We start from the raw sequence: 13257 nt of genomic DNA on the forward strand, positions 1-13257 counted from the left end.
GCAGGCTTATTCCCACTCAATCGTCGCTGGTGGCTTGCCCGATACGTCGTAAACAACACGGGAGATACCGTCGACTTCGTTGATGATGCGGTTGGATACGCGACCGAGGAAGTCGTATGGTAGGTGTGCCCAGTGCGCGGTCATAAAGTCGATGGTTTCTACCGCGCGCAGCGCGACAACCCAATCGTATTTACGGCCATCGCCCATCACGCCCACGGAACGAACTGGCAGGAAGACGGTGAATGCCTGACTGACCTTGTTGTACAGGTCGGCTTTGTGCAGCTCTTCGATGAAGATCGCATCCGCACGACGCAGCAGGTCGCAGTATTCTTTCTTCACTTCACCCAGCACGCGCACGCCCAGACCTGGGCCTGGGAACGGGTGACGGTACAGCATGTTGTACGGCAGACCCAGTTCCAGACCGATCTTGCGCACTTCGTCTTTGAACAACTCTTTCAGCGGCTCAACCAGACCCAGCTTCATCTCTTTCGGCAGGCCACCCACGTTGTGGTGTGACTTGATCACGTGCGCTTTGCCAGTGGCAGAAGCCGCAGATTCGATCACGTCTGGGTAGATGGTGCCTTGCGCCAGCCATTTCACATTGGCTTGCTTGCTGGCTTCTTCATCAAACACTTCAACAAACACGCGGCCAATAATTTTGCGCTTGGCTTCCGGCTCATCTTCACCCGCCAGTTCGCTCAGGAAGCGCTCTTCCGCCGCCACGTGAACAATGTTCAGACCAAACTGATCGCCGAACATTTCCAGAACTTGATCGGCTTCGTTCAGGCGCAGCAGGCCGTTATCGACAAACACACAGGTCAGACGATCGCCAATCGCACGGTGCAGCAGCATCGCAGTAACGGAAGAATCCACGCCGCCAGACAGGCCCAAAATCACGTGATCGTTGCCTACCTGCTCACGAATACGGTTCACCGCATCGTCGATAATCTTGGCTGGCGTCCACAACGCTTCACACTGGCAGATATCAAGAACAAAACGCTCCAGCATGCGCTGGCCCTGACGGGTGTGCGTCACTTCAGGGTGGAACTGCACGCCGTAAAAACGCTTCTCTTCGTTAGCCATAATGGCAAACGGGCAGGTATCGGTGCTGGCAACGGTCTCAAACCCTTCTGGGATCGCCGTTACTTTATCGCCGTGGCTCATCCAGACATCCAGCAGCGGTGCGCCAGCGGCGCTCAACGCATCCTGAATATCACGCACCAGCGCGCTATCCGTTTTCACTTCTACCTGCGCATAACCAAACTCACGCTCGTTGGAACCTTCAACGTGGCCACCCAACTGCATCGCCATCGTCTGCATGCCATAGCACACGCCTAATACCGGTACGCCAGCATTGAAAACGTATTCTGGCGCACGCGGGCTGCCAAACTCGGTGGTGCTTTCCGGGCCGCCGGACAGGATGATCCCGTTCGGATTAAATCCACGAATCTGTGCTTCCGTGACATCCCATGCCCACAGTTCACAGTAAACGCCCAGTTCACGCACGCGACGTGCAACCAGTTGCGTGTACTGTGAGCCGAAATCCAGAATAAGAATGCGGTGTTGATGAATGTTTTGAGTCATGAGGAGCATGTTCCAAAAAGCAAAAGACAAAAGCGAAAAGTAAACCCAGCTAACCGCTCCGCCTTATTCAAAGGCAGAGCGGCGCAAAATAGTACAGGGTTTATGGCATTAAATCACCTTATGAACCCATACGGTAGTTCGGTGACTCTTTAGTAATGGTAACGTCGTGAACGTGGCTTTCCTGAATACCCGCGCCGCTGATGCGTACAAACTCAGCCTGCGTGCGCAGTGCATCGATAGTGGCGCAACCGGTCAGGCCCATGCAGGAGCGCAAACCGCCCATCTGCTGGTGAACGATCTCTTTCAGGCGGCCTTTATAGGCTACGCGGCCTTCGATACCTTCTGGCACCAGTTTGTCGGCAGCGTTATCGGTCTGGAAGTAACGGTCTGATGAGCCTTTGGACATTGCGCCCAGTGAACCCATGCCGCGATAAGATTTGAATGAACGGCCCTGATACAGTTCGATTTCGCCCGGGGATTCTTCCGTACCCGCCAGCATAGAACCGACCATGACACAGGCTGCGCCTGCCGCGATGGCTTTAGCGATGTCGCCAGAGAAGCGGATACCGCCGTCGGCGATGACCGGAATGCCCGTGCCTTCCAGCGCTTCAACGGCATCAGAGATAGCCGTAATCTGCGGTACGCCCACGCCAGTCACGATACGCGTCGTACAGATAGAGCCAGGGCCGATACCCACTTTCACCGCGCTCACGCCCGCTTCGACCAGCGCTTTCGCGCCAGAGCCTGTCGCAACGTTACCGCCGATGATTTCGAGGTTCGGGTATTTAGCGCGCGTTTCACGAATACGCTGCAATACGCCTTCGGAATGGCCGTGTGAGGAGTCGATCAGCAGGACGTCAACGCCTGCGGCAACCAGCGCATCAACACGCTCTTCGTTACCTGCACCCGCACCAACCGCTGCGCCTACGCGCAGACGACCGTGTTCGTCTTTACAGGCGTTTGGTTTACGTTCTGCTTTCTGGAAATCTTTTACCGTGATCATGCCGATCAGGTGGAATTGGTCGTCAATCACCAGCGCTTTTTCAACGCGTTTTTCGTGCATTTTTTGCAGCACGACATCACGCGCTTCGCCTTCTTTGACAGTGACCAGACGCTCTTTCGGCGTCATGAACGCACTAACCGGTTTTTCCAAATCGGTAACAAAACGCACGTCACGACCGGTGATGATACCGACCAGTTCGTTGTCTTTTGCCACGACAGGATAGCCAGCGAAGCCATTGCGCTCGGTCAGTTCTTTCATTTCACGCAGTGTGGTTTCTGGCGTCACGGTTTGTGGATCAACCACCACGCCGCTTTCGTGTTTTTTCACGCGGCTAACTTCTTCAGCCTGACGCTCAATGGACATATTTTTGTGAATAAAGCCCAGACCGCCTTCCTGCGCCAGCGCAATAGCCAAGCCGGATTCGGTAACGGTATCCATCGCTGCGGACAGCATAGGAATATTCAGGCGGATGTTTTTCGTCAACTGCGTGGACAGATCGGCAGTGTTAGGCAGAACAGTAGAATGAGCAGGAACCAGGAGGACGTCATCAAACGTCAGTGCTTCTTTAGCGATACGTAGCATGGGCAATATCTCACCAAGGTGGATGTAAGAATAGATAAAATATTGCCGTGGCATTATACAGAGCGTAATCGGTTGCCTCCAGCATTATTTTACTAAAATGCTTGATTACCTGTTTCAGGTAGGTAGTATCGATTAATTAAGTGACTGTTTTAAAATTTGATCTGGCTCACAATGTCTCAATTTCCCTCCTCTGCAATTTTTACCGTTAGCCGCCTGAATCAGACGGTTAGACAACTGTTGGAAATGGAAATGGGCCAGATTTGGCTCTCCGGCGAAATCTCCAACCTTTCTCAGCCCTCATCCGGCCATTGGTATTTCACGCTGAAAGACGAGCGTGCACAGGTGCGCTGCGCGATGTTTCGTACCAGCAACCGTAAAGTAACGTTCCGCCCGCACAACGGTCAGCAGGTGCTGATTCGGGCGAGTATTACGCTCTACGAACCCCGTGGTGACTATCAGTTGCTGGCAGAAAGCATGCAGCCCGCGGGCGATGGCCTGCTACAGCAGCAGTTTGAGCAGCTCAAGCAGCGTCTCGCCGCCGAAGGGCTGTTCGACCAACAGTTTAAGCAAGTACTCCCCTCTCCCGCCAAACAGGTCGGCGTGATTACGTCAGCCAGCGGTGCCGCCCTGCACGATATCTTGCAGGTGTTGCAGCGCCGCGATCCGTCACTGCCGGTGATCGTGTATCCCACGTCGGTGCAAGGTGCGGAAGCGCCGCTACAGATTGTTCGCGCTATTGAGCTGGCTAACCAGCGGGATGAGTGTGATGTGTTAATCGTCGGGCGCGGCGGCGGTTCGCTGGAAGATCTGTGGAGTTTTAATGACGAACGAGTAGCCCGTGCGATTTTCGCCAGCCGTATTCCTATCGTCAGCGCTGTCGGCCACGAAACCGATGTCACCATCGCCGATTTCGTGGGTGACCTGCGCGCGCCCACGCCGTCCGCTGCTGCCGAGTTAGTAAGTCGTAACCAACTTGAGCTATTGCGTCAGATACAGTCCCAGCGCCAGCGTCTGGAAATGGCGATGGATTATTACCTTGCCCAGCGCAATCGGGACTTTACCCGTCTGCACCACCGCTTACAGCAGCAGCATCCGCAACTGCGGCTGGCACGCCAGCAGGCACAGCTGGTTAAACTGCGTCAGCGGTTGGATGACGCCATGCAGCAGCAGCTTCGGCAGACTTCGCGCCGAAGTGAACGCTTACAACAGCGCCTGATGCAACAGCAGCCGCAGACCCGGATTCATCGTGCACAGCAGCGTTTGCAGCAGCTTAGCTATCAGATGCAAAGCGCAGTAGAACGTCAGTTGAATCAGAACAAGCAGAAGCTAGGTATCGCCTGTTCGCGACTGGAAGGCGTTAGCCCGCTGGCGACGCTGGCGCGTGGCTATAACGTCACCACCGCCCCGGACGGTAAAGTGCTGAAAAACGTCGCGCAAATTTCCCCTGGCGAAACGCTGAAAACCCGTTTGCAGGACGGCTGGGTAGAAAGTCAGGTCACGACGCTGGTTCCGAATAAAAGTTCCGTGAAAAAGCCGCGAAAACCCTCATCCTCGACGCCAAAATAACGCGAACGGCATAAAATGCATAAATGGGGATTTGTCCTAAAACAACGGCGATCCCCCATTCTTGCCCCCGGCATCTGAACTATACTCATTCCCAGCTCACTAACTTAATACCCGTTATACTTCAAGCTGCATGTGCGTTGGCAATACTCGACTCATACTTGAGCCTCGCCCTAACGGGCCGCCGCAAACGGCGTTCAAATCGACGCAGTCGATTTGTCCTCGCTCACCCCAGTCACTTACTGATGTAAGCTCCCGGGGACTCCCTGCGTCGCCGCCTTCCTGCAACTTGAATTATTTAGGGTATACATTCACCGTTTTCACTGCATGGGTTACCAGCCTCCACGTGGCGAAATGAAGTGGATAAAGACAGTGAGCTTTGTTGATCGTCTGTGTTACCCCTGATGAGCGTTTTCAAGGAGATGAGGTATGAAGTCCAGACCGATTTGTAGCGTGATCCCCCCTTACATTTTGCATCGTATTATCGCAAACGGCACAGACGAGCAGCGCCACTGCGCGCAACAGACGCTGATGCACGTTCAGTCATTAATGGTCAGCCACCATCCGCGCCCGGAACCCCATGAGAAATTACCCGCCGGGCAGGCAAATCGCAGCATTCATGATGCCGAACAGCAACAACAATTGCCCGGCAAGCTGGTGCGCGCTGAAGGTCAACCCAGCAACGGCGATATCGCCGTCGATGAGGCCTACAGCTACCTAGGCGTCACTTACGACTTCTTCTGGAAGATTTTTCAACGTAACTCACTGGACGCCGAAGGGCTGCCGCTGGCTGGCACAGTCCATTACGGTCAGGATTATCAGAATGCCTTCTGGAACGGGCAGCAGATGGTGTTTGGAGATGGCGACGGCAAAATCTTTAATCGCTTCACGATTGCGCTTGATGTGGTCGCGCATGAACTCACTCATGGCATCACCGAAAACGAAGCGGGTCTGATTTATTTCCGCCAGTCCGGTGCGCTAAATGAATCGCTGTCCGATGTCTTTGGCTCCATGGTCAAGCAGTATCATTTGGGGCAAACCACAGAGCAGGCCGATTGGCTTATCGGTGCCGAGCTTCTGGCTGACGGTATTCACGGCATGGGGCTGCGGTCGATGTCACATCCGGGCACGGCGTATGATGATGAGTTGCTCGGTATCGATCCCCAGCCCTCTCACATGAACGAGTATGTGAATACCCGTGAAGACAACGGCGGCGTACACTTGAATTCAGGCATCCCCAACCGGGCATTCTATCTGGCGGCCATCGCGCTAGGCGGCCATTCATGGGAAAAAGCGGGTCGTATCTGGTACGACACGCTGTGTGATAAAACGCTGCCGCAAAATGCGGATTTCGAAATTTTCGCGCGCCATACCATTCAACATGCCGCTAAGCGTTTTAACCACACGGTTGCTGACATTGTCCAGCAGTCGTGGGAAACCGTGGGCGTGGAGGTTCGGCAGGAGTTCCTATGAAGACGCTGCCGGCGCTCAACGACGATGCCATCATTGAGCTAGCGCGTGAAGGGGGATTTGCCTTTATCCCTAAGCTGGCGGGGCCGCGACGCTTCGCGCTCGCCAGCGTACCGCCATCCGAACGGGAGCGTATTTGTAACGCGATCCGTCATGCCTTTCCTCAGGCTCGCGAACCCAGCGAACCCGACGGCCCAGGGCGCGGCGACCAGTTCTATTACCGTATCCACATCAGCTACAGCCAACCGCAACAGAATCACTATACCGATGTCATCCTGCTAATCCCCGAAGACCGTGCGCCACCGGAGCTGACTGAACTGTGGCGCAACGGCGTACAGGAGTCACCATTGATTAAGTAATAATGGATTTAATCGGCAGGCGCGTAGCTGAACACGACTCGCCGTTTGGAAATCATCCCGTGCTGCTGGCAAAAATAATCCACCGCACCACAGGCTTTCAGTTCCTGAAGCGAGTGCTTACATTCAGGGCACGCGGCCTCACGCAGATAATCCTGCTGGCAGGCAGTACACTGAAACCGCGCACCGCTTTTCCAGGCCAGAGGATGGCCACAGCTCAGGCAATTTGCTTCCATGTTTATCCTTTCTTTTCACCACGTTCAGGGAGCACATTTCTGTCCAATTCCGGCAGCATAACCACACTTTCCTGCTCGTTGGCGTCAGTGCGGGAAATCACCAACACGGCAACCTCATCACTGGGATTATAGGGCAAATGCGGGACGTTCTCAGGGATATAGAGGAAATTGCCTTCGGGTAATTCAATCATGTTTTCAAGCTGTTCCCCGTAATACACACAGGAAATACCGCTCAGCGCATAAATCGCCGTTTCGTGATGTTCGTGCTTATGCGCCTTTCCTTGCGAACGCGGCGGAATCCACGCTAACTGCATATGAAGATGTTGGGCACCTACCGTCTCTCGTGAAATTCCAACCGAGTAAACCAATCCTTGTTTGCCCTGATACTGGGCCTGCGGGGCAATCCGCTGGCAATATACGCCCCGCTCAGAACGATTTGTTTTCATCACCGCGCCTCTGGCAAAAGACTGTTCAAGAGTACGCTAGCAAATTCATGTTCTGTGAGCCAAAAGGCAAGACGTAAGACTCTGTCACTTACTGCAACAGGAGCCACCCAAGCTGAAACATCTCAGGCAGCATGATAAAACCGGCAGGCTTTTGCTTGATTACCGCAGCTCGTCACCATAAGCACTCTCGAACAGGGCACTCTTCACTCTTGCGCTAAATCACGCCCAGTGAGCGTAAAAAATAGAGCCCCAGCGCAATCACAAAGAAAGCTCCCGCCGTCGTCAGCCCGATGATATTGGCCGCCAGCGTAGCGTTTCCGCCCATCGCCCGCGTCATCACGTAGCTACCCGATGCCGTCGGCGTTGAGGAAAACAGGAAGATAATACCGAGTTCAACGCCCCGGAAGCCCACCAGCCATCCCCCAAACGTCAACAGCCCCGGAACGACCAACAGCTTCGCCACAGAAGCAAGCATGGCGACGTTGGACGACCGAAACATACTGCGCCACTCCAGACTAGCTCCGGCGCAGAGTAACGCCAGCGGCAACGCCATTGAGGAAATAAAGCTGCCCGTTTGTTTAATCACGGCAGGCATCGGCAAATGGCTCTGCGCATACGCAGCACCGCAGAGTAAACCGATAATCAGCGGGTTGGTGGCGATTCCTCGTAATAACATGAGAACGCTGATGCGCTGATCGGGTGATTTACGCTGCAAACTGCGCGTGAGGGTAATCACCGACAGCGCGTTGAACATGATCACCGTGACAACCAGATACAGCGACCCCACCGCCACGCCCTCTTCACCATAGGCGCTCACGGCAAACGCAAGCCCCATGATGCCCGTGTTAGAGCGGAAGCCGCCCTGCACGAAGATGCCACGCTCAGTGGGTTCTTTAATGAGGCGGACGGCAGCAATTTCCAGCAGCAGGAATGTCGCCAGCGTGCCTAACGTGCCATACAGCACCAGCGGCCACTGCTCCGAGAACGACTGATGATTGCTTGCCACGCTGAAAAACAGCAGGCAAGGCAAAGAAAGATTGAACACCAAGCGCATCGCTGCATCGCAAAAGGCATCATTTAGCAGGCCGATTTTGCGCAACGCAACACCCATAAACAACATCAGCAAATTGGGCATCGTGACGTTGAACGCAAAACTCCAGGTTTCCCAGGACATGGCTTTCCTTGGTTATTATTGGTTTCTTCTCTGATAAAACGGGGCGAATATCGCTATTCGCCCCGCTAATAAATCACTTACTTTTTTTAAGATGCGACATTAGCCGCTTACGCTTGCGTAGCTGGTTTGGCGTCAGCGTGTTGCGCTTGTCCGCAAAGGGGTTTTCACCTTCTTTAAACTGAATACGAATCGGCGTACCCATCACTTCCAGCGAACGACGGTAGTAGTTCATCAGGTAGCGCTTGTAGGAATCCGGCAGGTCTTTCACCTGATTCCCGTGGATCACCACAATCGGCGGGTTATAACCACCGGCGTGCGCATATTTCAGCTTCACGCGGCGACCGCGCACCAGCGGCGGCTGGTGATCGTCTGCCGCCATTTGCATAACGCGGGTTAACATTGCCGTACTGACGCGACGAGTCGCGCAAGAATAGGCTTCAGTTACCGACTCGAACAGATTACCCACACCGCTGCCGTGTAGCGCAGAAATGAAGTGAATGCGGGCAAAATCGATAAAGCCGAGACGCAGATCCAGCATATCTTTCACCTGATCGCGCACTTCCTGTGACAGGCCATCCCACTTGTTCACCACGATCACCAGTGAGCGCCCACTATTGAGGATAAAGCCCAGTAGCGAGAGATCCTGATCGGAAATGCCTTCACGTGCATCGATAACTAGCAGGACTACGTTGGCATCTTCAATCGCCTGCAACGTCTTGATCACGGAGAATTTCTCTACCGTTTCTGTCACTTTTCCGCGCTTACGCACCCCGGCGGTATCAATCAGAACGTATTCACGTTCGTCACGCACCATCGGGATGTAGATACTGTCACGCGTCGTGCCCGGCATGTCATACACCACCACGCGCTCTTCACCCAGAATACGGTTAGTCAGCGTGGATTTGCCCACGTTAGGACGCCCGACAATCGCTAATTTGATAGGCAAATCTTCAGGATTGAAATCGTCTTCTGCTTCTTCTTCGCTGGCCTTATCTTCCGCTTCTAACGCAGCCCAGTAAGCCGCGTTCTCTTCTTCTTCGGTTAACTCGACCGGTTCTTCTATTTCATCCTGCACGAACGGCAGCAAAACCGTTTCCAGCAGTGACGTCACGCCACGGCCATGAGACGCCGCGATCGCGTACACTTCGCCCATACCGAGCGAATAGAAATCCGCCGTGACCGTATCTGGGTCGAGGCCATCAGTCTTATTGGCGACCAGCACCGTGGTTTTTTTACGGCTGCGCAAATGCTTGGCAATGCCCTCATCCGCAGGCATCAACCCCGCGCGAGCATCCACCATGAACAGCACGATATCCGCCTCTTCAATCGCTACCAGCGATTGGCCAGCCATACGCGTTTCTACACCGTCTTCTGTGCCGTCGATGCCACCGGTATCGACGATAATAAATTCATGCCCTTCCACTTCTGCACGACCATACTTGCGGTCACGAGTCAGCCCAGGAAAATCCGCCACTAATGCATCACGAGTGCGCGTTAAGCGGTTAAATAGCGTGGATTTCCCCACATTCGGGCGCCCGACCAGCGCGACGACAGGTATCATTGTTACAACCTCATTACTTATATTTCAATACGTTACAGCGAAATACTCGCTGACGATAAAAAGACGAAACGGCCCCTGATAATGTCAGGAGCCGTTATACGAGCACACCCAAAAACGCTGTGCTCCAAATCAATACGGGTTACTTAGCGAGTGAACGCGTAGACATCACCGTTTTTCGCCTGAATCAGCAGCTTATCGCTGGCAACCACAGGCTTGCTCAGGAAGCCAGAGCTATCCACTTTTTGCTGCGCCACGAAGCGACCATCCGCCGTATTCAGCCAGTGCAGATACCCTTCGGTATCGCCGACAACCAGATAACCATTATACAGCGCCGGAGCCGTTAAGTTACGGTGCAACAGATCGCTTTGACGCCACAGGCTCACGCCGCCGTTGGTATTCAATGCAACAACGCGATCGTCCTGATCGACCAGATAGATGCGGTCACCATCAATGATGAAATCATGCACTGAACCCAGTTCACGCTTCCACAGAACCTGACCAGAACGCAGATCCAGCGCGGTCATGTTGCCATTGTAACCCAGCGCGTAAACCACTTCGCCCGCGACAACTGGCGTCGTGTCGACATCGTTCAGACGATCGATTTCGGTTGCGCCACTCGGCTGTGAAATACGCTGTTGCCAAATGAGCTGGCCCTGATTGATCATCACGGCGTTTACACGACCGTTATCACCACCCACAATCGCCGCACCAAATGCAGTTGTCGGTGCAGATTCGCCGCGCAGAGACAGCGTCGGCATATCTAAGTTGACGCTCCACTTGATTGCGCCATCTGCTTCATTCAATGCCTGCAACATGCCGTTGCTGGTGTGAATCAGCACTACACCGTCGCTGACGACAGGGCGAGACAACGCTTCGCCAGCCACTTTGGTCTGCCATACTGGCGTCCCATCTTCCGCATTCAGCGCATAAACCTGCGCTCTTTCGCTGCCGACATAGACATGGTTACCAGAAACCGTTACGCCGCCGGACAGCAACGCTGGATTATTGCGGGAGAAGAAATTGGTCTTCTCTGACAGATCCGCGCGCCAAATCTCTTTGCCGTCACTCAGATCCATCGCTTTCACGGTGCCACGACGATCGGCAGCAAAAACGCGATTATCCTGCCATGCGGGGTGAAGATTGGAATAAAACTCACCAATCCCGCTCCCAACCGAGCTGTTCCACACCTTGGTTGGCGTGAACTGGTTTTCCACCTGCGGCAGTGGAGACATAGTGACAACATCTTCTTCGCTGTTAAACAGCGAGCATCCGCTCAGCAGGGCAACAGAAACCAGTCCTACCAAAAGTGTTTTACGCAATTGCATGGAATTCCTCTTAGCTGGACAGGTTATTCAGTTTCATACGCAGTAACGCTTGCTGTGCCTGCGATGGATTGGAAGACAACCCTTTGTTGTAGGCATCGCGCGCAGCCTGATGATCCCCTTTGCTCACCAGGATATCACCACGCACTTCCGCAGCCTGTGACGCCCAACCTTCCAGTTTGATGGCATCCAATGTTTTCAGCGCGTCATCCGCTTTGTTTTCCTGTAGCTGAACCCGCGCCAGACGCAGATTCACTACCGCCAGCAGGTCGGCATCTTTAGTCTGCGACTGCGCCTGTACCAGTTGCTGTGCTGCTTTAGCATAATCTTTCTGATCAACGTAATGACGAGCCAGCTCCAGAGAAGCCAGCGCACCATAGGTATTCTTATTCTCAGCCGTAAATTTCTCAGTTGAAGCAATCGCTTCAGCTTTGCCTTCGGCCAATTGATTCGTCACCTGCTGATAAGATGCCGATGCCGCCTGCACGCTGTCATTTTGATGGCTTTGCCAGAAACGCCAGCCAACCAGTGCGCCAACGCCCAGCACAACACCGACAACTAACGCCTTTCCATTCTCCGCGAGGAAACGACGTAGTGCATCAACCTGTTCATTCTCTGTGGTATAGACTTCCACGGTGTCTCTCTCCTCAATCCAGTAACGTTGCCAGCCGCGATGCGACGTCGGCCTGTGCCAATGTATCCTGCTCGCCATTGCTCAGGTTTTTAACCACAACCTGACCGGCCGCCACTTCATTTTCGCCTAATACCAATGCGACGCGTGCGCCCCATTTATCAGCACGGGCGAATTGTTTCTTAAAGTTGCCACCACCGTAGTTGGTCATCAGTTTCAACTGCGGCAGTGCGTCACGTAATTTCTCCGCCAGTTGCATTGCCGCAACCTGCGTTCCCGCACCGGAAGAAATCAGATAAGCATCTACGCCTGACTGTGCTTTGAAATCTGGATTGACAGACTGCACCAGCAGAACCAGACGCTCCAGACCCATCGCAAAACCGACTGCTGGCGTCGCGTGCCCGCCCAGTTGTTCCACCATACCATCATAACGCCCACCGGCACAGACCGTGCCCTGCGCGCCCAGACTGGTTGTCACCCATTCAAATACGGTGCGGTTATAGTAATCCAAACCACGAACCAGACGCGGATTAACGGTATATGGGATGCCGGACTGCGTTAAAAGTTCACCCAGCGCCTCAAAGTGTGTACGCGATTCATCATCCAGATAGTCCGTCAGCACTGGCGCGTCGTTCAGCAACACCTGAATCTGCGGATTTTTCGTATCCAGAACGCGCAGCGGGTTGGTGTACATCCGGCGCAGGCAGTCTTCATCCAACTGCTCTTTATGCTGTTCGAGGAACGCCACCAGCGCTTCACGATAGCGGGCACGTGCGTCCAATGAACCAATCGAGTTCAATTCCAGCTTCACGTGGTCGGCGATGCCCAGCACACGCCACCAGCGGGCGGTCATCAGGATCAGTTCGGCATCAATATCCGGCCCTTGCAGACCAAACACTTCACAGCCCAACTGATGGAACTGGCGATAGCGCCCTTTCTGCGGACGCTCGTAGCGGAACATCGGACCGACATACCACAGCCGCTGTTCCTGATTATAGAGAATACCGTGCTCAATACCGGCGCGGACGCAGCCTGCCGTCCCTTCCGGGCGCAGAGTCAGACTATCGCCATTGCGATCGTCAAAGGTATACATCTCTTTTTCGACGACATCGGTCACTTCACCGATAGCGCGCTTAAACAGCGGCGTTTGCTCGACAATCGGCAAACGAATTTCATTATAGCCGTAGGCACTGAGCACCTGTTTCAGGCTGTTTTCAATACGCTGCCACAATGCCGTTTCGGCTGGCAGGTAATCGTTCATGCCACGGATGGCTTGAATATTTTTTGCCACGTCAGTTCTCTATGCGTTTTTCAAAAAATAAACCCGAT

12 protein-coding genes are annotated in these 13257 nt (G+C 54.0%); 3 read left to right on the plus strand and 9 right to left on the minus strand.

Features of this window, described 5'->3' with window-relative positions; genetic code table 11:
• Positions 1 to 6: 6 nt before the first annotated feature.
• Complete coding sequence (gene guaA, locus EIP93_RS16030) at positions 7 to 1584, minus strand: glutamine-hydrolyzing GMP synthase (protein WP_107333267.1); 1578 nt, start codon at positions 1582 to 1584, stop codon at positions 7 to 9.
• A 118-nt stretch (positions 1585 to 1702) separates the two neighbouring features.
• The gene (guaB, locus tag EIP93_RS16035; RefSeq protein ID WP_005970134.1) at positions 1703 to 3169 is read right to left on the minus strand and encodes an IMP dehydrogenase; all 1467 of its coding nucleotides are present in this window, start codon (positions 3167 to 3169) and stop codon (positions 1703 to 1705) included.
• A 171-nt stretch (positions 3170 to 3340) separates the two neighbouring features.
• Here guaB and xseA point away from each other — a divergent pair, with 171 nt between their 5' ends.
• The 3 genes from xseA to EIP93_RS16050 all read left to right on the plus strand — a co-directional run bounded on the left by xseA (position 3341) and on the right by EIP93_RS16050 (position 6561).
• Entirely contained in the window at positions 3341 to 4735 is a 1395-nt protein-coding gene (gene xseA / locus EIP93_RS16040) for an exodeoxyribonuclease VII large subunit (RefSeq protein WP_125232965.1), read from the plus strand.
• A 426-nt stretch (positions 4736 to 5161) separates the two neighbouring features.
• Positions 5162 to 6205 (plus strand): M4 family metallopeptidase, encoded by a 1044-nt coding sequence (locus EIP93_RS16045; protein WP_103862528.1) that lies wholly within the window; start codon positions 5162 to 5164, stop codon positions 6203 to 6205.
• Positions 6202 to 6561, plus strand: a complete 360-nt coding sequence (locus tag EIP93_RS16050) for a protealysin inhibitor emfourin (RefSeq protein ID WP_103862529.1) — start codon at positions 6202 to 6204, stop codon at positions 6559 to 6561. The genes EIP93_RS16045 and EIP93_RS16050 overlap by 4 nt, the downstream gene beginning before the upstream one ends.
• An 8-nt stretch (positions 6562 to 6569) precedes the next feature.
• On the opposite strand, the gene EIP93_RS16055 is transcribed toward EIP93_RS16050, so the two are convergent.
• The 7 genes from EIP93_RS16055 to hisS form a co-directional block, all read right to left on the minus strand.
• Positions 6570 to 6794, minus strand: coding sequence for a zinc ribbon domain-containing protein (locus EIP93_RS16055; protein WP_103862530.1), 225 nt, complete (start codon positions 6792 to 6794; stop codon positions 6570 to 6572).
• A gap of 2 nt (positions 6795 to 6796) precedes the next feature.
• A complete protein-coding gene (locus EIP93_RS16060; RefSeq protein ID WP_103862531.1) occupies positions 6797 to 7240 on the minus strand; it encodes a cupin domain-containing protein in 444 nt (147 codons plus the stop codon).
• A gap of 214 nt (positions 7241 to 7454) precedes the next feature.
• Positions 7455 to 8414: an AEC family transporter gene (locus EIP93_RS16065; RefSeq protein WP_040032484.1), complete on the minus strand. Its 960-nt coding sequence runs from the start codon at positions 8412 to 8414 to the stop codon at positions 7455 to 7457.
• Between the two features lie 73 nt (positions 8415 to 8487).
• Positions 8488 to 9975, minus strand: a complete 1488-nt coding sequence (gene der / locus EIP93_RS16070; RefSeq protein ID WP_039486115.1) for a ribosome biogenesis GTPase Der — start codon at positions 9973 to 9975, stop codon at positions 8488 to 8490.
• Between the two features lie 143 nt (positions 9976 to 10118).
• Entirely contained in the window at positions 10119 to 11300 is a 1182-nt protein-coding gene (gene bamB / locus EIP93_RS16075; RefSeq protein WP_010280044.1) for an outer membrane protein assembly factor BamB, read from the minus strand.
• Positions 11301 to 11310: 10 nt separating this feature from the next.
• A complete protein-coding gene (locus EIP93_RS16080; protein ID WP_107333271.1) occupies positions 11311 to 11931 on the minus strand; it encodes a YfgM family protein in 621 nt (206 codons plus the stop codon).
• Between the two features lie 13 nt (positions 11932 to 11944).
• A complete protein-coding gene (hisS, locus tag EIP93_RS16085) occupies positions 11945 to 13219 on the minus strand; it encodes a histidine--tRNA ligase (RefSeq protein ID WP_125232966.1) in 1275 nt (424 codons plus the stop codon).
• Positions 13220 to 13257: the final 38 nt, after the last annotated feature.

Origin of the sequence: Pectobacterium versatile (assembly GCF_003932035.1) — a bacterium.
In the GTDB taxonomy this organism is placed as follows: Bacteria; Pseudomonadota; Gammaproteobacteria; order Enterobacterales; family Enterobacteriaceae; genus Pectobacterium; species Pectobacterium versatile.

Bases quoted from the DNA above. Each gene is read 5' to 3' on its own strand.
- guaA (WP_107333267.1), bottom strand. From the start codon at position 1,584: ATGACTCAAAACATTCATCAACACCGCATTCTTATTCTGGATTTCGGC.
- guaB (WP_005970134.1), bottom strand. From the start codon at position 3,169: ATGCTACGTATCGCTAAAGAAGCACTGACGTTTGATGACGTCCTCCTG.
- xseA (WP_125232965.1), top strand. From the start codon at position 3,341: ATGTCTCAATTTCCCTCCTCTGCAATTTTTACCGTTAGCCGCCTGAAT.
- EIP93_RS16045 (WP_103862528.1), top strand. From the start codon at position 5,162: ATGAAGTCCAGACCGATTTGTAGCGTGATCCCCCCTTACATTTTGCAT.
- EIP93_RS16050 (WP_103862529.1), top strand. From the start codon at position 6,202: ATGAAGACGCTGCCGGCGCTCAACGACGATGCCATCATTGAGCTAGCG.
- EIP93_RS16055 (WP_103862530.1), bottom strand. From the start codon at position 6,794: ATGGAAGCAAATTGCCTGAGCTGTGGCCATCCTCTGGCCTGGAAAAGC.
- EIP93_RS16060 (WP_103862531.1), bottom strand. From the start codon at position 7,240: ATGAAAACAAATCGTTCTGAGCGGGGCGTATATTGCCAGCGGATTGCC.
- EIP93_RS16065 (WP_040032484.1), bottom strand. From the start codon at position 8,414: ATGTCCTGGGAAACCTGGAGTTTTGCGTTCAACGTCACGATGCCCAAT.
- der (WP_039486115.1), bottom strand. From the start codon at position 9,975: ATGATACCTGTCGTCGCGCTGGTCGGGCGCCCGAATGTGGGGAAATCC.
- bamB (WP_010280044.1), bottom strand. From the start codon at position 11,300: ATGCAATTGCGTAAAACACTTTTGGTAGGACTGGTTTCTGTTGCCCTG.